Origin of the sequence: Rhodococcus mengyinensis (assembly GCF_048381435.1) — a bacterium.
GTDB classification, from domain to species: domain Bacteria; phylum Actinomycetota; class Actinomycetes; order Mycobacteriales; family Mycobacteriaceae; genus Rhodococcus_F; species Rhodococcus_F opacus_D.
In genome coordinates, this window is the sequence record NZ_JBLWIT010000140.1 from 1 (window position 1) to 20,298 (window position 20,298).

Here is a 20,298-nt window from a genome sequence, read left to right on the forward strand (position 1 = left end):
GTGGCGGGCGACCACTGCGGGTTGCGGTCCTTGTCCACGACCTGCGCCCGGATGCCCTCGACGAGGTCGGGCGAGCTCAGGCAGGCGACGGACACCCGGAACTCGTCGTTGAGCACTTCCTCGAGGCTGCCGGCCTGCCGTGCGCGGCGCAGCGATGTCAGGGTGACCGCGCACGCGGTCGGCGACTTCGAGCGCACCTGCTCGGCCGCCTTCTCCGCCTCGGGCACCCCACTGCCGCGCAGCCGGGCGACGATGTCGGCGACACTGTTCGCCGAGTACGCGGCGTCGATCCAGCCCTGCTGCGCCAGCAACTCCGAGACCGGAGCCGGTTCGGTGAACTGTGCGAGCGCGTCCTGAACCGACGCGGTCGACAGCGCGTCGAGGAACTGCTCGATCTTCTCCGACGGGATGAAGTGGTCGGCGAACCCGCACGCGATCGCGTCGCCGGCACTGAGCCGGGCGGTGGTCAGGGCGATGTGGGTGCCCAACTCGCCCGGGGCGCGGGCGAGCAGGTAGGTGCCCCCGACATCGGGGACGAAACCGATCCCGGTCTCGGGCATCCCGATCATCGACCGCTCGGTGACGATCCGCACGCTGCCGTGCGCCGACACCCCGACCCCACCGCCCATCACGATGCCGTCCATGATCGCCACATACGGCTTGCCGTACCCCGCGATGGCCGCGTTGAGGATGTACTCCTCGCGCCAGAACTCCCGCGAACCGGTGCCCCCGTCCTTGGCGTCGTGGTAGATCGACACGATGTCGCCGCCGGCGCACAGGCCCCGCTCACCCGCACCGGTGATCACCACCGCACGCACCTCGTCGTCGCCGGACCACCCGGCCAAGGCCGCCGCGATCTGCCGCACCATCGCATGATTGAGGGCGTTGATCGCCCTGGGCCGATTGAGCACGATCCGGCCCAGCCCGTCCCGCTTCTCGACAATTACCTCAGATTCAGAATTCACGTAGGTCACCCTGCCGTTCCACTATTTCCGACGACGCTCCGGGCGATGACCACCCGCATGATCTCGTTGCTGCCCTCGAGGATCTGATGGACCCGCAGGTCCCGGACGATCTTCTCGATTCCGTACTCGGCAAGATAGCCGTAACCGCCGTGCAGTTGCAGCGCCTTGTTGGCCACCTCGAAACCGGTGTCGGTGGCGAAGCGTTTGGCCATCGCACACAGTTCGACGACATCGGGAGCGCCGTCCTCGAGCGCGGCCGCCGCCCGCCACAGCAGGGTGCGGGCCGCCTCCAGTTCGGTGCGCATGTCGGCGAGCTGAAACTGCAGCGCCTGCGAGTCGATCAGCGGCGAACCGAACGCCTTCCGGTCCGTCAGGTAGGCGACGGCCCGCTCCAACGCGGTCTGCGCGCCGCCCACCGAGCACGCCGCGATGTTGAGCCGGCCACCGTTGAGGCCGGCCATCGCGATCCGGAAGCCACCGCCCTCGGAACCGAGCAGATTCGCCGCCGGCACCCGCACGTCCTCGAAGATCACCTGACGGGTGGGCTGGGCGTTCCAGCCCATCTTCACCTCGTTCGGCCCGAAGGACAGACCCGGCGACCCCTTGGGGACGATGAACGCCGAAATCCCCCGCGGCCCGCCCTCCCCGGTGCGGGCCATCACCACGTACACATCCGAGGTGCCGGCACCGGAGATGAACTGCTTGACCCCGTTCAGGACGTAGTCGTCGCCGTCGCGGACCGCCCGGGTACTCAGCGCCGCCGCATCCGAACCGGCACCCGGCTCGGTCAGGCAGTAACTGCCCAGCTGATCCATCGAACACAACCCCGGCACCCACGCGCGGCGCTGCTCGTCGGTGCCGAACCTGTCGATCATCCACGTGACCATGTTGTGGATGGAAATGTAGGCGGCGATCGACGGGCACCCCTTCGCGAGCTGCTCGAAGATGCGGGCGGCATCGACACGAGTGAGCTCGGATCCACCCACGTCCTCGCGGATGTAGATCCCACCCATCCCCAACGACGCCGCCTTACGCAGGACGTCCACCGGGAAATGCTTGGCCTGATCCCATTCCACGGCGTGCGGCGCGAGATGCTCGGCCGCGAAGTCGCGGGCAGTGTCGCTGATCGCCCGCTCGTCATCGGTCAAGGTGAACATGGAGTTCCGTTCAGTTCATGGTGGGGATGACGAAGTGGTTGGTCTGTTCCTTCTTGCCTGAGGGCCAACGCTGCGTCACGGTCTTGGTCTTGGTGTAGAAGCGGAACGAGTCGGGACCGTGCTGGTTCAGGTCGCCGAAGCCGGAGCGCTTCCAGCCGCCGAACGTGTGGTACGCGATCGGCACGGGGATCGGGACGTTGACGCCGACCATGCCGACGTTCACGCGGTTGGTGAAGTCGCGGGCGGTGTCGCCGTCGCGGGTGAAGATCGCGACGCCGTTGCCGTACTCGTGCTCGGTGGGCAGGCGGAGTGCTTCCTCGTAGTCCGCGGCACGGGCGACGAGCAGGACGGGTCCGAAGATCTCTTCCTTGTAGACGCGCATGTCGGTAGTGACCTTGTCGAACAGGGTCGCGCCGGCGAAGAAGCCGTTCTCGTGGCCCTCGAGGGTGAAGCCGCGGCCGTCGATGACGGCCTCCGCGCCCTCGTCGATGCCGATCTGGATGTAGCTGTTCACCCGCTCGAGGGCGTCCTTGCTGACGAGTGGACCGAAGTCGGCGGACTCGTCGTCGCTGCGGCCGATCGTGAGCTTGGCGACCCGTTCGGTCAGCTTGGCGACCAGCGCATCCGCCGTCTCCTCGCCCACCGGGACCGCGACGGAAATGGCCATGCACCGCTCACCCGCAGAGCCGTAACCAGCGCCGATGAGGGCGTCTGCCACCTCGTCGAGGTCGGCGTCGGGCATGATGATCGCGTGGTTCTTCGCGCCGCCGAAGCACTGGGCACGCTTGCCGTGGGCCGCGGCGGTCTCGTAGATGTACTGCGCGATCGGCGTGGAGCCGACGAAGCCGACAGCCTTGACGCGGTCGTCGGTGAGCAGGACGTCCACCACTTCCTTGTCACCGTTGACCACGTTGAACACGCCTGCGGGCAGACCTGCCTCGAGGAACAGCTCGGCCAGACGCAGCGGCACCGACGGGTCGCGCTCGGACGGCTTGAGGATGAACGCGTTGCCGGCGGCCAGCGCGGGGCCGGCCTTCCACAGCGGGATCATGGCCGGGAAGTTGAAGGGCGTGATGCCCGCGACGACACCGAGCGGCTGACGCATCGAGTACACGTCGATGCCGGTTCCGGCGGATTCCGTGTATTCACCCTTGAGAAGGTGCGGGGCGCCGAGTGCGAACTCGATGACCTCGAGGCCGCGCTGGATGTCGCCCTTCGCGTCGGGGATCGTCTTGCCGTGCTCGGACGACAGGAGGCGCGCCAGTGAATCCATCTCCTCCTGCGCGAGCTGGAGGAACTTCATCAGGACGCGGGCCCGCTTCTGCGGGTTGAACAGCGCCCATTCCCGCTGAGCATCCACCGCGTTCGCGATGATCGCCTCGGTCTCGGCCTTGTCGGCGAGAGGCACACGCGCCTGCACCTCACCGGTGTTGGGGTCGTAGACGTCGCCGAACTTGTTGGAGGCACCGGGGACGCGCTTGCCGCCGACGAAGTGGGATAGCTCTTGAACCATTGTGCGAACCCGTTTCTTGCTCGATGATGAAGGAGTTCCGAATATGTAGCCCATCCTATAGTTGGATGTCCATGTATGTCCAGACCATACGATCGATCATGCAGAGTCACTCTCCCGAGGAGCTGAACTTCGTCCGCATCCTCCGGACCAACCCGTGCATCACCACCATCCTGGACCGCGCACCCCAACTCGGCCTCTCGGAGTGGTACCTCACCGCAGGCGCCGTGTTCCAGACGGTCTGGAACCACCTCGACGGCCGCGACCCGCAGTCGGGAATCAACGACTACGACCTCTTCTACTTCGACGACAGCGACACCAGCCACGAGGCCGAAGACGACGTCATCCGCAAGGCCGGCGCACTGTTCGACGACCTCGACGTGCGTGTCGAGGTCAGAAACGAAGCACGGGTGCATCTTTGGTACGAAGACCACTTCGGCGTGCCCTCGACACCCTTCACCGACTGCAAGGACGCCATCGATCACTTCGCCTCCACCACCTGCTGCTACGGCATCCGGAGAACACCCAGCGGAGACGACGAGATCTACGCTCCCCACGGATTCGCCGACCTCTTCGACATGATCCTGCGCCCGAACCCCGTCCTCGCCCCGCGGGAGGTGTACGAATCCAAAGCCGCCCGGTGGCAGAGGGAATGGCCTCGCCTGACGGTGGTGCCGTGGCCGGAGTGAGCAGTCAGTGCTTCCGCACGATGTGCTCGGGCTCTCCCGGTTTCCAGATGGTGATGTCCATGTGGCCGTCGCCGACCTCCACTGCCGAGCCGCCGGTCAGGTCGGCTCGGTAGCAGTGATCGAATTCCTGCCCCCGGATGTCGAACCCGGTCTCGTCGAACAGCGCCTGCGCGAAACGCTGATGCAGGGCCTTGTCCTGGACGTCGTCGACGACACCCCACAGTTTCGCGTCGCCCTCCTTAACCTCGGTGTCGACGGTCGCGGTGTGCAGGCAGAAGCGCGGATCGCGAGCCAGATCCCGGAACTTCGTGGTGTTCGGCATTCCGGCGATCCACAACTGATTCTCGAAGAATCTCGGCTCGACCGGGCTGATCCGCGGGAATCCGTCGGAGCGAAGCGTGCCGAGCATGCAGAGGTTTCCGGTCGCCGCGTGTCTGCGGGAGAAGATAGCGGCAATCCGCGGAGCAGCTTCGGCGAACTCATTCCAGCTGGCCATGCCACGACCCTACGACGAATCCCGTGGCCGCTGGGTCAAGACGCCCGCAATTGCGCGATGAGCACCGCCTCGACCTCCGACTGTCGTGCCGCGGCCGGGAGCGGCGGGGCCGCCGATCGGTAGTGGTGCCCGGTCGCGGTACGCAGGTCGATGAAGTGGGTGCGCCCGGGCCGGTGTATCGGACGGGCAGCCCAGCCGGGCGCCTCTTTCGCGTAGTTGCATGCCTCGCAGAGCCCGGACCCGTTGTGCGCGCTGGTCGCCCCGTGCTTTCGGTGTGACCGGATGTGGTCGTGATGCCGGATCGGCGCATCGCACCACGGGGTGCGGCACGTCCGGTCGCGCAGGTCGATCAGCTTTCGCAGGCCCTTCGGGAACGTGCGCGACTGCGATTCCATCGCCGTCAACGCCCCCGACTGCGGGCACGAATACACCCGCTGCAACGACGTCTCCGCGTCGGCATCGACAGAATCGGCCACCAACTGCCGCGCAATCCCGGCCGGTACCGGCCCGAACCCCTGCAACTGCGCCGCCTCGTGCCCACCGGCCAGCAGAGTCTCGTCCGAGAGCACCAGATTCACCGCCACCGGAACACCCGCTGCCACCGACGCCCCGGTGCCGCGGTCGAACAACAAGTCCACCATCAGCTGATTGCGGGTGCGGCCACCGCTGTTGCCGGTCGCGATCAGACTGTCCGCATCCCGACCCAACGTCGCCTGCAGACACACCGCCCGCTCCACCGGCATCAGCACACTCAGATATGCCATCGAATCCGGCGCCGGCCGCGTCGTCACCCGACGCTCCGAGACCGCCGTGCGATGCCGGGCCACGACCGCCGCGGCATCGAGTTCGACCGCCAACGCTTTCGCCCGCGCGATCAGACCCCGGTCGCCGACGCCGTCGAGGGTGGCTGGGCCCGAGCACAACCGGCGGTCCACGATGCCCCGATCCGTCGCCGACAGGCACGCCGTCTCCCGCACGAGCAGTGTGGCTCGCCATTCGTTCAACCGGCCCGACCGCAACAGGGCCAGGGTGTGCGGCATCTCGTGCACCAACGCCCGCGCGAACCCGAGATGCCGACCACCGCGGTTCGGGGATTCCTTGCGCGCCAAAGCAATCTGCGAGGCAATGCCGCGGTCCCACTCCACCCGCGGCAACCCGGCAGCCTTGCGGTCCGCACGGATAGACGTGGCGACGCCGTCGGTGATCACCGCCTGCACCGCACACCCGACCGACTTCAACGTCTCGATCGCGTCGAGCAGATCGATGCCCAACCCCGCATCGCCACTCGCCGCCTCGGCACATTGCAACCGCGCCGTGAATGCGCGCACTTCCTCGAGAAGTAGTGCCCCCACAACCAACCTCCCCCAAGGCCGTTAGAATGTATGTTCGATTCTAGCAACAGCCCTTGCCCCGTGGCAATAGTCCGCGTTGACTCATCAGAAATGCCCGCGTAGTCCATCCGTCGCCTCACCTGAAAATGCCGGCGTAGCGGTCACCTCTGCAGAGTTGTTGCTGCTCAATCAGATTTGGGTGCTGCAGTCGCAGCTGACAAACTCCTTCTACGTGCCGCAGAAACTGGCGTCGAAAGAACGTGACGGCGCGAAGGTGATCAAGAAGTACGAGATCGCCACCACTCCACATCGTCGTGCAGACCAGCCCGAGGCCGTCACTGGAGAGGACAAGCAATCCTCGCCGACAGATACTCCCGATCAACCCCACCGCCATCCAACGTCAAATACAGGCATTGACCACCGAGCTCATCGCCACCGCCACGAACACACCAACGAGAGAAGCCGCTGCCACGGGGGCATTTCTGGATGAGTCAACGAATCAGACTTCGCGGACATCGTGACATGAGGCAACAGGGAGCCACCGAAATCAGAGCCCCAGCGCCGCGGCCGCTGCCAGCGCGAGGGTTTCGTCGACGGCATCGTAGCCGCCGGACCCACCACCCGGTCCGCCGCTGTCGGCGACGCTGCGGCGGGCGGAGAGGTGCACGGCGTCGACCCCGGTGCCCGCGACCGCGGCGATGTCCTCGACGCGGATCCCGCCACCTGCCATCACTTGAATTCGCCCGTGCGCGTGAGCGACCATGCCGGACAGAGCTTCGAGACCGTCGATGCACCGCGGTGCTCCGCCCGAGGTGAGAACCCGGATGATGCCCGACCGCGCGAGCGTGTCGACGGCGGTCGCCCTGTCGGCGACGACATCCATCGCACGATGGAACGTGACCTCGACCGTGTACGGGTCGATGCCGTCGAGCAGGCGGCGCAGAGCGTCGCGGTCGACGGACATGTCGGGAGTGAGTGCGCCGAGCACGACCCCGGAGGCGCCTGCGCTCACCGCGGCCAGGACGTCGCGAGCCATGACGGCGATCTCGTCGGCGTCGTAGACGAATCCACCGGGCCGGCAACGGATCAGCGGGTGCACCGCGATCCCCTGGGCCGCGATCGCTTCGATCATGCCGATGCTCGGCGTCAACCCGCCGGTCGCGCCGAGTGCGGTGCACAACTCGACGCGCACCGCGCCGGCACGTCGTGCGATCCGGGCGCCCGCGACATCCTGGACCGCCAATTCGAGTACGGGTGTCATCTAGAACGACTGCCAGGAAGGCTTGTGTTCCAGCGCATACCGGTAGTAGTCGGCGAGTTGCAGCTTGCTCGCTGCGGCTTCGTCGATCACGACGGTCACGTGCCGGTGCAGCTGCATCACCGATGCCGGGCAGAACGCGGAGAGCGGACCTTCCGCGGCTGCGGCGATCGCCTCGGCCTTGCCCTTGCCGAACGCGATCATCACCAGGTGCCGGGCCTCGCTGATGGTGCCCAGACCCTGGGTGAGGACGTGGTGCGGGACGTCGTCGACGCTGTCGAAGAACCGCGCGTTGTCGAGGCGGGTCTGCTCGGTGAGTGTCTTGACGCGGGTGCGTGAGGTCAGCGCGGAGCCCGGCTCGTTGAAGCCGATGTGGCCGTCGGTCCCGATGCCGAGAAGCTGCACGTCGACGCCGCCTGCCTCGGCGATGGCTGCGTCGTACCGCGCACCTTCCTCGGCGATGTCGGGCGATTCGCCGTTCGGGCTGAGCACACGATCGGTGTCGAGGTTGACGTGGTCGACGAACTCCGAGCGGATCACCGAGAAGTACGACTGGTCATGGCTTTTCGGAAGTCCGACGTACTCGTCCAGCAGGAAGGCTCGTGCTCGCGAGAAGTCCAGTCCGGACTCACGGTGCCTGCGTGCGAGTTCCCGGTAGCTCCCGAGCGGGGACGAGCCGGTCGCGAGGCCCAGCGTCGTCGGACCGCGTCGCACGTACCCCTCGACGATGTCGGCGACGGTCGAGCTGATCTCCGACGGCGTCTGCCGGATTACGATTTCCATGCGAGTCCTTCCGTTTCGGCGGGCATTCCGCCGACGAACACGCCGCGGGGGCGCAGTTGGTGATCGGTCACGACGATATCGGCGCGGCGGCCCGGGGCCAGGGTGCCGCGGTCGGACTCCAGGCCGAGCAGCCGGGCGGGAGTCCTGGTGGCGGAAGCGACGGCGTCGACGAGTCCGATGCCGCTGTCCACGACTGCGGTGCGCACCACGTCCAGCAGCCGTGCTGTGCCGCCCGCGATGGCCCCCTCGGACCCGTCGGCGGTCGCGAGCCGGGCCACACCGTGCGCGACGCGCACGTCCAGGGGCCCGAGCTGGTAGTCGCCGTCCGTGACACCGGCGGCGGCCATGGCGTCACTGACGAGGACGATCTGGTCGGGCCCGACGGTATCGAACACCATCGACACGGTCTCGGGCGCGAGATGCACTCCGTCCGCGATCAATTCGACGACGATGTCGCCGCGACCGGCCGCGGCCAGGAACGCGGCCACCGGTCCCGGCGCGCGGTGGTGCAGCGGCGGCATCGCGTTGAAGAGGTGGGTGGCGGTCAGTGGGCCGCCGGCGGCGTCGGCGATCCTCGCGGACGTGGTCGCCGCGTCGGTGTCGGTGTGGCCGAGGCTGGGTAGCACGTCACGCCGTCGCATCGCGGCGAGAAGTTCGCCGAAGTGCGCGGTCTCCGGCGCGAGCGTCATCGACCGGACGGTGCCACGCGCGGCGTCGCAGATCCTTTCGAACAGATCGGGATCGCCCGGGATCACGGACGCGGGATCCTGCGCGCCGCACCGGGCACCGGAAATGAACGGGCCCTCCAGGTGGATCCCGAGGAGCTCACCGCGTTCCACCAGATCGGCGAGAATCCTGGCCTGCCGGAGCAGGTCCTGCTCCCCCGCCGAGACGAGGCTGCCGAGCAGTCCGGTGGTGCCGTGCTCGCGGTGATGGTCCGCGGCCTGCCTTGCCCCGTCTGCGTCGGTGTTGGGAAATCCCGTGCCGGCGCCGCCGTGGCAGTGCAGGTCGATCAGACCCGGCAGCAGTATCGACGAACTCGGTTCCGGCAGCGGCACCTGTCCGCGGTACTGCACCGCGGACCCGACCCAGGAGATTCGGTCGCCGTCGGTGGTCACCACGCCGTCGGCGATGACGCCGTCCTCCACGACGACCTCGCCCCGCAGGATCATCGAGACGCTCCGGACGCGAGCGCGGCGACCGCCGATCGTGCGGACTGCGGGGACCGTGCGCCGCGTGCGGCGGCGGCCATGTCCCGGCACAGGCCGAGGTCGGTGGCGGCCAGACTGGCACGCACGGCACCCAGCGACGGGGCCACCATCGACAGGCTGGTGACGCCCAACCCGACCAGCACCGGCGCCAGCGCGGGATCGGACGCGGCCTCCCCGCAGACGCCGACGGGTGCGCCTGCCTCCGCTCCTGCCGCGCCGACCAGGCCGATCAGGTCCAGGACGGCGGGCTGCCACGGGTCGAGCAGTGGCGCGAGACTGCCCGCCATCCGGTCCGCGGCACACGTGTACTGGCTCAGGTCGTTGGTCCCGATACTGACGAAATCGAGGTGCTCGAGCAGGTCGCGTGCACGCAGCGCTGCCGAGGGGATTTCGATCATGGCCCCGACCGTGGCGATACCGGCTGAGCGGGCGAGCGCGGCGAAGCCCTCCGCTTCCTCCGCCGTCGCCACCATCGGCGCCATCACCCACAGGTCCGCGCCGGTGGTGGCCGCCGCGGCGCCGAGCGCCTCCAACTGGGTGGCCAGGACGTCCGGGTAGACGGTGCCGACCCGCAGCCCCCGCACGCCGAGTGCCGGGTTCTCCTCCGCGCCGAGGTCGAGGAACGGCAGTGGTTTGTCGGAGCCGCTGTCGAGGGTCCGGACCACCACCTTGCGTCCCGCGAACTGCTCCAGCACCGACGTGTAGGTGGCGATCTGTTCGTCGAGGGTGGGCGCGATCCGCCTGCCGAGGTACAGGAATTCGGTGCGGAACAGCCCGACGCCCTCGGAATCCGCGGTGGCGTCGCGGGTGGCGTCGTCGACGGTGCCGATGTTGACGAGCAGTCCGACGGGTGCCCCGTCCCGGGTGCGGCCGGGTCCACTCGTGGCCGTGACCCGCGCTCGCGCCTCCGCGACCTGCTCGGCCACCTCTGCCTGCCGAAGGTCGCCGGGGTCGACGACGATCTCGCCGGTCGTCCCGTCGAGCACCACCGGTCTTCCCTCGACCAACCGGTCGAGGTCGGCGCAGTTCACGATCGCCGGCAGACCGAGGGATTTCGCCAGGATCGCAGTGTGGCTCGTCGGCCCGCCCTCGGCGGTGAGCAGACCGACCACGTCGCTGCCGCCGAGCATCGCGGTGTCCGCGGGCGACAGGTCCCTGGCGACGAGAACGAACGGGTACCCGGGATCGGGGATGCCGGGCATCGGCACTCCCAGCAGCACCGCGACCGCGCGATGCCCGAGGTCACGCAGGTCCGCGACGCGTTCGGCCAGGTACCCACCGAGGGCCTCGAGTTTGGCGCAGTAACCGTCGAACGCGACGCTCACGGCGTGTGCCGTCGGCATGCCGGCGCGAAGGTTCTCCTCGGCGGCGGACACGATTCCCGGGTCGCGGGCCATGGCCGCCGACACGAGCAGGATCTCGGACGCGACGCCGTCCACCTGGGCGGCGCGGGCTTCGAGGTCGCCGGACACGGTCGCGAGGGCGTCCCGCGCACGGGCGGACTCGGCCGTGATCGATTCGCCGACAGGGTCTTCGGCCGACGTCGCGACCGGTGTCCCGAACGCGAGCCAGGGTGCGCAGACCAGCCCCGGACTCACCCCGAGGCCGTGTACGAGAAGTTCCGTAGCCGTCGACATCAGGCGGCGTCGAGGTCGGAGGCGAGCAGGTCTGCGAGGCGGTCGAGGGCCTCCTCGCTGCCCTCCCCTTCCGCGGTGATCGTCACCTCGGTACCGAATTCGGCGCCGAGGGTCATCACCGCGAGCATGCTGCCTGCGTCCACCGGCGCGGACTCGCCGACCGCGATCTGCACTGCGACCGGTACCGCCGCGGCGGCCTGAGTGAACTTCGCAGCGGGGCGGGCGTGCAGTCCGACCTTGGAACCGATGAGGACCGTTCGTGTAGCCATGCTCACTGACCTGCCTTTTCCGTGTCGGCGTTGGTGTCGGCGTTCGTTTCCGCGTCGTCCTCCCGGCCGGGAGTGCGCAGGTTCCACTTCTTGATGACGAAGCTGAACAGGACGTAATAGATGACCGCGTACCCGAGCCCGATGGGGATCAGCATCCACGCGTTGGTGGCCTTGCCGAAGTTGAGCACGTAGTCGAAGAAGCCTGCGGAGAACGTGAATCCGTCGTGGATGCCGAGGGCGTTGACGAGCGCCATCGACGTGCCGGTGAGAAACGCGTGGATCAGGTACAGCGGCCAAGCCACGAACATGAACGCGAATTCGAGGGGCTCGGTGATGCCGGTGAGGAACGCCGTCAGCGCGGTGGAGAGCATGATCCCACCCACGACCTTCTTCTGCGACGGCCGGGCGTTGCGCCAGATCGCCAGTGCGGCAGCGGGAAGGGCGAACATCATGATCGGGAAGAAGCCGGTCATGAAGATGCCTGCGCTCGGGTCGCCGGCGAAGAACCGGTTGAGGTCGCCGCGGACCAGCTCACCGCTCGCGTCCTGGTAGTCGCCGACGAGGAACCACACGGTGGAGTTCAGGATGTGGTGCAGTCCGGTCGGGATGAGCAGGCGGTTGGCCATGCCGTAGACGCCGCCACCGACGACGGAGTTCTCGGCGACGGTCTCGCCCACCCACGTCAGTGCGGAGTTGAACGCCGGGTACAGGAACGCCATGAGGACACCGACGACGAGACCGGTGACGGCGGTGAGGATGGGAACGAGCCTGCGCCCGTTGAAGAATCCGAGGTAGTCGGGCAGTTTGGTGCGGTAGAACCGCTGCCACAGAATCGCGGACAGCAGACCCATCACGATGCCTGCGAGCACACCGTAGTTGATCAGCGCCTGGTCGCCGTTCGGATCGGTCTTGCCTTCGAGGACGACCGGCGACATGGCCTCGAACACGCCGTTGATGACCATGTATCCGACCACGGCGGCCAGGGCGGTGGAACCGTCGGCTTTCTTGGCCCATCCGATGGCGATACCCACCGCGAAGATGAGGGGCAGCCAGGTGAACACTGCCTGGCCGGCTGCGGAGATGACGGACGCGGCGGTGTGCATCGGCTCGAACCGGCCGAGGAGGTCGTCCTGGCCGAGCCGCAGCAAGATGCCGGCCGCGGGAAGTACCGCGATCGGCAGCATCAGGCTGCGCCCGAGGCGCTGTAACCCGGCAAACACCGCTGATTCCTTTTTCGGGCTGTCTACGACAGTCATATCGGCCTTCTCTGTGCGCTTCGGTCGCCGAATCGGCGTCTGGTGAGTCCCGAAACCGGTGGCGGCGAGCGCGTCGTACGGCTTCGGGAAAACTATTGTGGACCAGCACCCCCAACGGGTACTGTCCGGTCATAACCAGTTGCTAGTTTGACCAGGTGAGCACAGGATGTCAACAGGCAAATGTGATCCAGCTAACCCGTCCGACACCATTCACCTGCGGCTCGAACACGAACTACGAGGGAGAACCGATGTCCAAAGCGGACGCAATCATCAGCGGCCTCGGCGGTGCCGACAACATCGTCGAGATCGAGGCCTGCATCACCCGGCTGCGCACCGAGGTCAAGGACGGCGCCAAGGTCGACGAGGCCGCGCTCAAGGCCGCAGGCGCCCACGGCGTGTTGAAGGCGGGCAGCGTCGTCCAGGTCATCGTCGGCCCCGAGGCGGACACGCTGGCCGAGGACATCGAGGACATCCTGTGAGCCTGTCCGTGCAGGCTCCACTGCCCGGCCGCGTGCTCGCCCTGGCCGACGTGCCCGACCCCGTGTTCGCCGGACAGATGGTGGGTTCCGGAGTCGCGATCGAGCCGGCGCGTGACCGCGGCGCCCTCGACGTGCTCGCGCCGATCTCGGGCAAGATCCTCAAATTGCACCCGCATGCGTTCGTCATCCTCGGCTCGGCGGGCGGCGGTGTGCTGGTGCACCTGGGAATCGACACCGTGAAGCTGAAGGGCGAAGGGTTCACCCTGCTGGCAGCGGAAGGCGACGACGTCGACGCCGGCGACCCCGTGGTGCGGTTCGATCCGACCGAGATCGACGGCACCGGATACTCCGCCATCTGCCCGGTCGTCGTCATGGATTCCAAGCCGGATTCGGTGTCCACCGACACCATCGGGTCCGACGTGGCCACCGGCGACGCCCTGTTCGACTGGACGGCGCCGTAGAAACATCGACGTGGTGCGGGTCGGCAAGGAAGCGCCGGCCCGCACCCTTGTTGTCCGGGCGCCAACGTTGTCCAGTGCCAGCGACCTGCTCGACTCTGTAACAGACCGGTCGGTCCGAACGATCAAGGTGCCGAGACGATATGCCGACAACAAGGAGCGAGAACTATGGGTTCGTCTGAAATTTTCACCGATCTGGTCGCCTGGGGTGCCGAGGGTTTTCTGAACGGAAACCCGGTGCAGTCGGCAGTGGGTGCCGTGCTGTTCCTGGGGCTGGGACTCTGGGACCTCGTCACGGGTGCACCCATCGTCATCTGACCGGCCAGACGCTCGACAACGGAGGTACACGATGACATCGCCCATGGAGTCCGTCCCCCAGCTGTCCACGCTCGTCGGGTCCTGGACATTGGACCCCGCTCGCACCTCGATCACTTTCCACACCAAGGCGTTATGGCTACTCCCGGTCACCGGGACGTTCCACGCCGTCGAGGGCGCCGGAACGGTCGGCGACGACGGACGTATCACCGGAACTCTGGTCGTCGACGCCGCCTCCGTGAACACCGAGAACGCCACACGCGACAAGCATCTGCACTCCGCCGACTTTTTCGACGTCCAGAAGTACCCCACCATCATCTTCACCGTGACAGACGCACGCCCCGCCGAACCGGGACACCTCCATCTCGACGGCGATCTGACCGTTCACGGCCAGACTCGACCGCTCACCGTCCCAGCCCAGGTCGTCGCCACGGAGGACACCGCGACGATCACCGCCGAAGTGCACCTCGACCGCAGCAGCTGGGGCCTGACCTACACGAAAAAGGGCTCCCTGCTCGCCACCCGCGTCGTGATCAAGGCGCACTTCAGCAAATCCTGATGACGCGGACGGAACGACCGCGGCCGTATTCGGTGGCTCAGACGCTGCGCTGAGCCCGCTCCCCCTGGACTTCCATCTGGAGTTGATAGCGATCGGACCGGTACCAGCTGCGGGTGTGCTCGACCGGTGTGGGGCCGCTGAAGGACACCCGGTCGAAGTACATCACCGGGGCGCCCTTCTTGATGCCGAGCAACGTCGCGATCTCCTGGCTCGCCCCGTCGGCGCTCACGGTCTGCTCCGCCCGGTCGATCGGCATGCCGTACTTGTCGGCGGTCGCACGGTAGATCGAGCCGGTGAGGTCGAGGTCCAGCAGGCCCGGAAGCAGTGCGGCGTTGAACCAGCCGTCGTCGACGCTGACCGGTTCGCCGTCCGCCAGCCGCAACCGTTTGACGTGATAGGCGCTGGTGTCCGGGGCGATGCGCAGCGCCTTCGCGGTGGCCTCCGGCGCCGCGTCCTCCTCGCTCTGGAGCACCACCGTCGTCGGCTTGTGGCCCTGCGCCCGCATCTCCTCCGTGAACGAGGCCAGGTGGAGTTTCGACTGCACCGGACGATGCGCCACGAACGTGCCCTTGCCACGCACCCGCACCAGGTGACCCTCGTTGACGAGCTGCCCGATCGCCTCACGAACCGTGATCCGACTGACGCCGTAGTCCTGCATCAGTTTTCGTTCACTCGTCATCAGGTCGCCGGGCTGAAGTTCCTTGGTGCACTTGTGCAGCAGGATGGCACGGAGTTGCTCGTGCTTCGGAATCACGCTGTCGCGTAGATGTACGGGCATCATTCCGGCGGCTCCAGCTCTGTCAGTGGTGGGACACATCGGATCAGGCAGTCGGACTGCAAAGGTCCCGTCCGGTCCGGTCCAACCACGAGAATACGTGATCCGGACGCTCCGGCCTACCGTGCGGCCTCGGCCAACGCCTCCAGATACTTGCGCGTCATCACCCGCTGCACGACCCGGCCGGCGGGTCCACCGAGCCGGGTGAACCACCGATCCGGTGTGGAGAACGCCGAGATGGTGGCGAGCACGGTGCCGTCCGGCCGCTGTTCGACGACGAAGCTCTCCTCGCCGCGCTCGGGGTGGCCCGGCAGCGTCCCATAGGCGAATCCCTTCCGGTTCGGTTCGTCGAGCACGTAGACGACGCGGCAGGAGAACGTCAGCCGAAACGGACCGATGCCCCATCGCAGTTCGACCGACGTGCCGGGCGCGGCCGTCGGAGCGTCGGCCCGTACGTCGAGCCCGGCGCCGCGGTGCATCCCCCAGGTACACAGGTGGGTGGCGGCTGCGTCGAATGCGTCTGCCCCGTAACCGATCACCTTCCGCTCGGTCAGATGGTGATATCCCGGAGGGAAGGGAACGTGGCGGCTCGCACCCACCTCGGGGTACGTGAACGCAGGCAGGTCGTCTCGGGAGGTACTGATGGCGGGATCCTCTCGGTCCGGACGTCACGAGCAGGTGGGAAGGCACGTTACCCGGCGCACGGTCTCGAGCCCGTCAGGGGTCCCCGGCCAGTGCCGCGCCACGACTTGCGGACCTGCGCGGCGAACCACCGAACGAAGCGTGAGGCCGATGACGATTACGTCGTCGGCGTATCCGATGACGGGGACGAAATCGGGTATCAGGTCGATCGGAACCGCGAGATAGGCCAGCAGCAGGACGAGCCGGACGCGCACACCCCGGGGCAGGTCCGGATCGGCGGCGAGCCGGCGCAGGAGACGGAGCAGGTCCGGCAGCACCCGGATCGCCTCCCCGATCCCGGTGCCGTCGGGTCTCGATCGCCACAGCACGAGCGCCAGTACCACCCAGACGGCCAGCAGGCCCGCTGCCGCGCCGATCAGGACGGGCCATGCCGCCGCCCACACCTGCCCCGCATCCATACGGCCGCGCCTATTGCTCCGACCGGACCGCGGGACGGATGTTCTGGTCCGCGAGCGCACCGTCCGATCCCAGGAGGCCACGGAGGTTGTGTAGTTCCCGCCGGAGGTTGGTGCGGGCCTGCTGCTCACTCGATTCGGGCCAGAACAGCCCCGCGAGACGGGTCCTGGACTGAGCGAGACCGGCATGCAGCACGAGGTAGGCCAGCAACGCGATCGCCCGTGACGAGATGGGGCCGACCCTGACATCTTCCGGGTTCGATACGCGCTGTTCGCCGAGCAGGTAGACCGTCAACATGACTGACCAGCTCCCGGTCGCGGAACGAGGCGAGCTTCCGCGTCCTCATCATCGCACGGTCAGCGGAAGTGCTGGTACAGCGCTTTCAGCTCCCGGATCGCGGCGTCCACCGCACGCTCGTCCTCACTGACCGATCGGATCGCCTTCCGCAACAGCAGCGGGTCGAGGTCGTCGATCGCCGCCCGGAAGTCGGCGTCGGGCAGGGCGGGCAGCGGGGACTCGTCACCGAACCAGTCGTCGACGTCCGCGTCGGAGGAATCGCCGCCGACGCCGTCGATCAGCATGTCCAGGTCGACGCCCCGCAACGTCAGGATTTCGAGCGGGTTCTCGTCGATGCGTTCGGTGGTGAGGTACGCGACCGCCGCCGCATGCTTGCAGGGCCAGCCGTCGTCCGGGCAGGTGCAGTCGTAATTCAGCGCGGACGCCCCGGCGGGCAGCAGCAGGGGTCCGAGAACCTCCGGAACTCCGCCGCCCGCCAGCATCGCGAGACTGCCGGGTTGCCGACGCACCAGCGCGACGAGTTCCGCGACCTCCGCGTCGTCGAGGCGATCGATCGAGACGGTCGCGACGAACGGCTGGAGCTGACTGCCCTGGACCTCCCCCGTCACCATCCCTGCGGCGATCTCGAGCGAGATCACCTGACCGCTGCGCGCGTAGCTTCGCCCACGGCTCATCCGGCCCTTGTCGGCGACGAACTCGATGATGTCCACGAACTCGCGGCCCCACCACGTGCGCCCGAACGATCCGCGCTGGGACCGTGCCTCCAGCCCGCCCGTCACCGGTCGACGCTTGCCGTACTGACCGAAGTGGGGCCCCGGTCGCCGATTCGTCATTCGCCCACCGCCTCGTCGCCGAGCCGGAGCAGTTCGCCCAGTTGTTCGGTGCTCATCTCCGTCACCCAGTTCTCGCCCGTCCCGACGGCGAGATCGGCCAGCTCCTGCTTGGTGGCGATCATCGCGTCGATCCGCTCCTCCAGGGTGCCGACGCACACGAGCTTGCGCACCTGCACGTCCCGCCGCTGACCGATCCGGAACGCCCGGTCCGTGGCCTGGTTCTCGACCGCCGGATTCCACCACCGGTCGAGGTGGACGACGTGATTGGCCGCGGTGAGGTTCAAACCCGTCCCGCCCGCCTTCAGCGAGAGCATCATGATCGGCGGCCCGTCGTCGCCCTGGAACGAGGCCACCATGTCGTCGCGTTTCTGCTTGGAGACGCCCCCATGCAGAAACGGCACGGGAGTACCGAACCGCTCCGCGAGGTACGGGGTCACGAGGTCGCCGAATTCCCGGAACTGGGTGAACAGCAACGCCTTCTCGCCGTCCGCGACCACGGAATCCAGGATGTCCTCGACGAGCCCCAGCTTGCCGGAGCGGTGCTGTCCGCGCCGCATCACCGCCGACCCGTCGCGCAGGAAGTGCGCCGGGTGGTTGCACACCTGCTTCAGTTTCGTCAGGGCGGCGAGGACGGCGCCCTTGCGCTTCATCCCCTTCTTGTCCTTGATCTGCGCCATCATGTCGTCGACCACCGCCCGGTACAGCGCGGCCTGCTCCGCGGTGAGGTTGGCGCGGACCGTCATCTCGAACTTGTCGGGGAGGTCGGCGATGACCGCGGGATCGGTCTTGACCCGGCGCAGCACGAACGGGGACGTGACCGCACGGAGCCGGGCGACGGCCGTCTCGTCCTGCTCCCGCTCGATCGGCACCACGAAACGCTTGCGGAACATCGCCTCCGAACCCAGGATGCCCGAATTCGCGAAGTCGAGGATCGAGCGCAGTTCGTCGAGGCGGTTCTCGACCGGAGTGCCCGTCAGCGCGACGCGGTGCGCCGCCGGAATGCTCCGCGCCGCCCGCGCCTGCGACGTCTTCGCGTTCTTGATGTGCTGCGCCTCGTCCAGAACGACACGCCGCCAGTCCTGCTCCTTCAGGTGCGCGACGTCGCGGGCCAGCAGCGCATACGTGGTGATCACCAGATCGCTCTGCGCAACGGCGGCGGTGAACTCCGCACCGCTCAGCCGCTGCGGACCGTGGTGGACGAGCACCCGCAGCGAGGGAACGAAGCGCGCCGCCTCGCGCTGCCAGTTCCCGACCACCGACATCGGACACACCAGCAAGGTGGGCGTGGGCGCCTTCTCGTGTGCCAGCAGCGCCAGCAACTGCAGCGTTTTGCCGAGACCCATGTCGTCGGCGAGAACGGCCCCGAGGCCGAGGCGGCTCATGAACACCAGCCAGTCGAGCCCCCGCTTCTGGTACGGGCGCAGCGTCGCGTCCAACCCGTCCGGGGCCGGCACGTCCTGCGGCTTCGTGTCGCCGTCCAGCAACGCGGCCGCCCAGCCGGTGGCCGTGACCTCCTCGACGGGAAGATCGGACAGATCGTCCGCGATCAGGTCCTTCAGCAGGTCCACGATGGCCCGGTCGCCGCTGGCGTGCCGCTCCGCCACGTAGCGCGCGGCGCGGGAGAGCACCTCCTGATCCGCCCGGACCCACTCACCACGCAGCCGCACGAGATCGCTCTTGGAGTTGACCAGCCGATTCATCTCCGCGGCGGTGAGCACCGTGTCGCCGAGTGCCAGCTCCCAGTTGTACTGCACCAGCTGGTCTTTGCCGACGGCCCGGTTCTCCGCGCTCGCCGGAGTGCTCGGCGAGCTCACCCGCAGACGCATCGACGGCGACGCCACACTCCACGCCCGCGGCAGCAGCAGGCTGATGCCCTTCTCCTTCAACGCCGCCGCACCGTGCCCCACGAGGTCGATGACCACGGCGGTGGGCAACATCAGGTCCAGGCTGTCGGGATCAGTGGGAACATCCTGCAGTCGCGGGTAGGCGGCCACGGCCTCCGTCAGCTTGCGCACCCCGATCTGCAGGCGACTCGCCTCCGTGCGGTGCAGCGGAATCGGCACCGGCGCTTCGCCTTCCGGACGAAGACAGACCTCCAGTCGCCACAGCACCGTGTCCGGGTCCCAATCCCCCTCCACGTCCACGTCTTCCGGCTCGAGGAGCCGCAGCACCAGTTCGGGCTCGTCCACCTTGAGGCTGTCACGCCACCCGTCCAGCGAGCCCGACAGCTGGGCGGTGCCCTCGGCGAACTGGTCACCCCGCACGAGCGCGTCGATCAGCGGATGATCCACGTCGCTGCCGGAATCGTCCGGGTGCCTGCGTTCGAGGACACGGCGGGCGACGGGGTCGGTCAGCTCGGTGACCATGTCGTCGAGCACGGCCCTGGGGGTCGTGCCGTGACGCTGGACCGGCGGCATCGCGACGGCCAGCTCCGTGAGCCACGCACGCTGCCGTTCACCGCCGAGCAGCCGCCAGCGCGGCCACCAACCGCCCTCCGCCCGGTGCACCTCGGGCACCACCCGCCCGGCCCGCGCCCACCGCTCGACACCGCGGGCGACGTGGGCGAGGTAGCGCAGATCCCCGGCGACCCGGGGGTCGCGGGCCGACACCGACAGCAGGAACTCCGTCGCATCCGGTGGTGCGAGCGCGACCGCGGCCCACTCGAGCATCTCCGGCCCCGACGGTGTCGGCATCGGCACCTTCACGTGATGCCGGAACTTCCGTGCCAGCACCCGCCCGACCGCATCCGTCGGCTCCGGGGCGGCCGGATTCCGGTCCTCAACCCACAGCATGAGACCCGATCCCGGTGTCCAGAGGCCGTGCAGCATGCACCCATCCAAGCAGGCGCGACCGACAGCGCGTGAAGTCCCTGCTCGAGACATGTAACCCTCGACGATATTCCACCGATGAACGAGTTGGCGG

At 67.9% G+C, this 20,298-nt stretch carries 23 protein-coding genes; 6 read left to right on the plus strand and 17 right to left on the minus strand.

Features of this window, described 5'->3' with window-relative positions:
• From ACNJ7E_RS35605 to ACNJ7E_RS35615, 3 genes are all read right to left on the minus strand, one after another.
• Nucleotides 1–965: enoyl-CoA hydratase/isomerase family protein (locus ACNJ7E_RS35605; protein WP_418341175.1), on the minus strand; the 965-nt coding region annotated here is incomplete at its 3' end.
• Nucleotides 966–970: 5 nt separating this feature from the next.
• Complete coding sequence (locus tag ACNJ7E_RS35610; protein ID WP_280781155.1) at nucleotides 971–2,122, minus strand: isobutyryl-CoA dehydrogenase; 1,152 nt, start codon at nucleotides 2,120–2,122, stop codon at nucleotides 971–973.
• Nucleotides 2,123–2,132: 10 nt separating this feature from the next.
• Nucleotides 2,133–3,635: a CoA-acylating methylmalonate-semialdehyde dehydrogenase gene (locus tag ACNJ7E_RS35615; RefSeq protein WP_283335875.1), complete on the minus strand. Its 1,503-nt coding sequence runs from the start codon at nucleotides 3,633–3,635 to the stop codon at nucleotides 2,133–2,135.
• A gap of 98 nt (nucleotides 3,636–3,733) precedes the next feature.
• Here ACNJ7E_RS35615 and ACNJ7E_RS35620 point away from each other — a divergent pair, with 98 nt between their 5' ends.
• On the plus strand, nucleotides 3,734–4,321 hold the full coding sequence (locus tag ACNJ7E_RS35620; RefSeq protein ID WP_418342089.1) for a nucleotidyltransferase family protein: 588 nt from the start codon (nucleotides 3,734–3,736) through the stop codon (nucleotides 4,319–4,321).
• A 4-nt stretch (nucleotides 4,322–4,325) separates the two neighbouring features.
• Here the strand turns inward: ACNJ7E_RS35620 and ACNJ7E_RS35625 are convergent, their stop codons facing one another.
• Together ACNJ7E_RS35625 and ACNJ7E_RS35630 are read right to left on the minus strand one after the other, a co-directional pair.
• Nucleotides 4,326–4,817 carry a pyridoxamine 5'-phosphate oxidase family protein gene (locus tag ACNJ7E_RS35625; protein WP_280783652.1) on the minus strand — a complete coding sequence of 164 codons (492 nt, stop codon included), beginning with the start codon at nucleotides 4,815–4,817 and terminating at the stop codon, nucleotides 4,326–4,328.
• Nucleotides 4,818–4,852: 35 nt separating this feature from the next.
• The gene (locus ACNJ7E_RS35630) at nucleotides 4,853–6,169 is read right to left on the minus strand and encodes an HNH endonuclease (RefSeq protein ID WP_418342090.1); all 1,317 of its coding nucleotides are present in this window, start codon (nucleotides 6,167–6,169) and stop codon (nucleotides 4,853–4,855) included.
• Nucleotides 6,170–6,245: 76 nt separating this feature from the next.
• Between ACNJ7E_RS35630 and ACNJ7E_RS35635 the strand changes: the two genes are divergently transcribed.
• A complete protein-coding gene (locus tag ACNJ7E_RS35635) occupies nucleotides 6,246–6,638 on the plus strand; it encodes a hypothetical protein (RefSeq protein WP_418342091.1) in 393 nt (130 codons plus the stop codon).
• Between the two features lie 57 nt (nucleotides 6,639–6,695).
• Here the strand turns inward: ACNJ7E_RS35635 and ACNJ7E_RS35640 are convergent, their stop codons facing one another.
• The 6 genes from ACNJ7E_RS35640 to ACNJ7E_RS35665 are packed head-to-tail and all read right to left on the minus strand — an operon-like array spanning nucleotide 6,696 to nucleotide 12,562.
• The gene (locus ACNJ7E_RS35640; protein WP_418342092.1) at nucleotides 6,696–7,409 is read right to left on the minus strand and encodes a copper homeostasis protein CutC; all 714 of its coding nucleotides are present in this window, start codon (nucleotides 7,407–7,409) and stop codon (nucleotides 6,696–6,698) included.
• Nucleotides 7,410–8,189: a glucosamine-6-phosphate deaminase gene (gene nagB / locus ACNJ7E_RS35645; protein WP_418342093.1), complete on the minus strand. Its 780-nt coding sequence runs from the start codon at nucleotides 8,187–8,189 to the stop codon at nucleotides 7,410–7,412.
• Nucleotides 8,177–9,361 carry an N-acetylglucosamine-6-phosphate deacetylase gene (locus ACNJ7E_RS35650; protein ID WP_418342094.1) on the minus strand — a complete coding sequence of 395 codons (1,185 nt, stop codon included), beginning with the start codon at nucleotides 9,359–9,361 and terminating at the stop codon, nucleotides 8,177–8,179. The genes nagB and ACNJ7E_RS35650 overlap by 13 nt, the downstream gene beginning before the upstream one ends.
• Nucleotides 9,358–11,037: a phosphoenolpyruvate--protein phosphotransferase gene (gene ptsP / locus ACNJ7E_RS35655; protein WP_418342095.1), complete on the minus strand. Its 1,680-nt coding sequence runs from the start codon at nucleotides 11,035–11,037 to the stop codon at nucleotides 9,358–9,360. Before ptsP ends, ACNJ7E_RS35650 begins: the two co-directional genes overlap by 4 nt.
• Nucleotides 11,037–11,312, minus strand: coding sequence for an HPr family phosphocarrier protein (locus ACNJ7E_RS35660; RefSeq protein ID WP_005563035.1), 276 nt, complete (start codon nucleotides 11,310–11,312; stop codon nucleotides 11,037–11,039). Before ACNJ7E_RS35660 ends, ptsP begins: the two co-directional genes overlap by 1 nt.
• Complete coding sequence (locus ACNJ7E_RS35665) at nucleotides 11,309–12,562, minus strand: PTS transporter subunit EIIC (protein ID WP_280783659.1); 1,254 nt, start codon at nucleotides 12,560–12,562, stop codon at nucleotides 11,309–11,311. The genes ACNJ7E_RS35660 and ACNJ7E_RS35665 overlap by 4 nt, the downstream gene beginning before the upstream one ends.
• Nucleotides 12,563–12,810: 248 nt before the next feature.
• On the opposite strand from ACNJ7E_RS35665, the gene ACNJ7E_RS35670 reads away from it, so the two are divergent.
• From ACNJ7E_RS35670 to ACNJ7E_RS35685, 4 genes are all read left to right on the plus strand, one after another.
• Complete coding sequence (locus ACNJ7E_RS35670) at nucleotides 12,811–13,041, plus strand: PTS sugar transporter subunit IIB (protein WP_005563039.1); 231 nt, start codon at nucleotides 12,811–12,813, stop codon at nucleotides 13,039–13,041.
• Nucleotides 13,038–13,502: a PTS sugar transporter subunit IIA gene (locus ACNJ7E_RS35675; RefSeq protein WP_280783660.1), complete on the plus strand. Its 465-nt coding sequence runs from the start codon at nucleotides 13,038–13,040 to the stop codon at nucleotides 13,500–13,502. Before ACNJ7E_RS35670 ends, ACNJ7E_RS35675 begins: the two co-directional genes overlap by 4 nt.
• 165 nt (nucleotides 13,503–13,667) lie before the next feature.
• On the plus strand, nucleotides 13,668–13,817 hold the full coding sequence (locus ACNJ7E_RS35680; RefSeq protein ID WP_167344014.1) for a hypothetical protein: 150 nt from the start codon (nucleotides 13,668–13,670) through the stop codon (nucleotides 13,815–13,817).
• 31 nt (nucleotides 13,818–13,848) lie between these two features.
• Nucleotides 13,849–14,373, plus strand: a complete 525-nt coding sequence (locus tag ACNJ7E_RS35685) for a YceI family protein (protein ID WP_418342096.1) — start codon at nucleotides 13,849–13,851, stop codon at nucleotides 14,371–14,373.
• A 37-nt stretch (nucleotides 14,374–14,410) separates the two neighbouring features.
• Here ACNJ7E_RS35685 and ACNJ7E_RS35690 read toward each other — a convergent pair whose 3' ends face one another.
• From ACNJ7E_RS35690 to ACNJ7E_RS35715, 6 genes are all read right to left on the minus strand, one after another.
• A complete protein-coding gene (locus ACNJ7E_RS35690) occupies nucleotides 14,411–15,154 on the minus strand; it encodes a GntR family transcriptional regulator (protein ID WP_005265200.1) in 744 nt (247 codons plus the stop codon).
• Nucleotides 15,155–15,267: 113 nt separating this feature from the next.
• Nucleotides 15,268–15,747 carry a DUF1990 domain-containing protein gene (locus ACNJ7E_RS35695; protein WP_418342097.1) on the minus strand — a complete coding sequence of 160 codons (480 nt, stop codon included), beginning with the start codon at nucleotides 15,745–15,747 and terminating at the stop codon, nucleotides 15,268–15,270.
• Nucleotides 15,748–15,816: 69 nt separating this feature from the next.
• Nucleotides 15,817–16,248 (minus strand): YkvA family protein, encoded by a 432-nt coding sequence (locus ACNJ7E_RS35700; RefSeq protein WP_283335862.1) that lies wholly within the window; start codon nucleotides 16,246–16,248, stop codon nucleotides 15,817–15,819.
• 10 nt (nucleotides 16,249–16,258) lie between these two features.
• Complete coding sequence (locus ACNJ7E_RS35705; protein ID WP_283335861.1) at nucleotides 16,259–16,543, minus strand: AfsR/SARP family transcriptional regulator; 285 nt, start codon at nucleotides 16,541–16,543, stop codon at nucleotides 16,259–16,261.
• Nucleotides 16,544–16,602: 59 nt separating this feature from the next.
• Nucleotides 16,603–17,376, minus strand: a complete 774-nt coding sequence (locus ACNJ7E_RS35710; RefSeq protein ID WP_105422892.1) for an SWIM zinc finger family protein — start codon at nucleotides 17,374–17,376, stop codon at nucleotides 16,603–16,605.
• Nucleotides 17,373–20,204: a DEAD/DEAH box helicase gene (locus ACNJ7E_RS35715; RefSeq protein ID WP_280783665.1), complete on the minus strand. Its 2,832-nt coding sequence runs from the start codon at nucleotides 20,202–20,204 to the stop codon at nucleotides 17,373–17,375. Before ACNJ7E_RS35715 ends, ACNJ7E_RS35710 begins: the two co-directional genes overlap by 4 nt.
• Nucleotides 20,205–20,298 lie beyond the last annotated feature (94 nt).

Bases quoted from the DNA above. Each gene is read 5' to 3' on its own strand.
- ACNJ7E_RS35610 (WP_280781155.1), bottom strand. From the start codon at position 2,122: ATGTTCACCTTGACCGATGACGAGCGGGCGATCAGCGACACTGCCCGC.
- ACNJ7E_RS35615 (WP_283335875.1), bottom strand. From the start codon at position 3,635: ATGGTTCAAGAGCTATCCCACTTCGTCGGCGGCAAGCGCGTCCCCGGT.
- ACNJ7E_RS35620 (WP_418342089.1), top strand. From the start codon at position 3,734: ATGCAGAGTCACTCTCCCGAGGAGCTGAACTTCGTCCGCATCCTCCGG.
- ACNJ7E_RS35625 (WP_280783652.1), bottom strand. From the start codon at position 4,817: ATGGCCAGCTGGAATGAGTTCGCCGAAGCTGCTCCGCGGATTGCCGCT.
- ACNJ7E_RS35640 (WP_418342092.1), bottom strand. From the start codon at position 7,409: ATGACACCCGTACTCGAATTGGCGGTCCAGGATGTCGCGGGCGCCCGG.
- nagB (WP_418342093.1), bottom strand. From the start codon at position 8,189: ATGGAAATCGTAATCCGGCAGACGCCGTCGGAGATCAGCTCGACCGTC.
- ACNJ7E_RS35650 (WP_418342094.1), bottom strand. From the start codon at position 9,361: ATGATCCTGCGGGGCGAGGTCGTCGTGGAGGACGGCGTCATCGCCGAC.
- ptsP (WP_418342095.1), bottom strand. From the start codon at position 11,037: ATGTCGACGGCTACGGAACTTCTCGTACACGGCCTCGGGGTGAGTCCG.
- ACNJ7E_RS35665 (WP_280783659.1), bottom strand. From the start codon at position 12,562: ATGACTGTCGTAGACAGCCCGAAAAAGGAATCAGCGGTGTTTGCCGGG.
- ACNJ7E_RS35670 (WP_005563039.1), top strand. From the start codon at position 12,811: ATGTCCAAAGCGGACGCAATCATCAGCGGCCTCGGCGGTGCCGACAAC.
- ACNJ7E_RS35680 (WP_167344014.1), top strand. From the start codon at position 13,668: ATGGGTTCGTCTGAAATTTTCACCGATCTGGTCGCCTGGGGTGCCGAG.
- ACNJ7E_RS35685 (WP_418342096.1), top strand. From the start codon at position 13,849: ATGACATCGCCCATGGAGTCCGTCCCCCAGCTGTCCACGCTCGTCGGG.
- ACNJ7E_RS35690 (WP_005265200.1), bottom strand. From the start codon at position 15,154: ATGATGCCCGTACATCTACGCGACAGCGTGATTCCGAAGCACGAGCAA.
- ACNJ7E_RS35700 (WP_283335862.1), bottom strand. From the start codon at position 16,248: ATGGATGCGGGGCAGGTGTGGGCGGCGGCATGGCCCGTCCTGATCGGC.
- ACNJ7E_RS35705 (WP_283335861.1), bottom strand. From the start codon at position 16,543: ATGTTGACGGTCTACCTGCTCGGCGAACAGCGCGTATCGAACCCGGAA.
- ACNJ7E_RS35710 (WP_105422892.1), bottom strand. From the start codon at position 17,376: ATGACGAATCGGCGACCGGGGCCCCACTTCGGTCAGTACGGCAAGCGT.
- ACNJ7E_RS35715 (WP_280783665.1), bottom strand. From the start codon at position 20,204: ATGCTGCACGGCCTCTGGACACCGGGATCGGGTCTCATGCTGTGGGTT.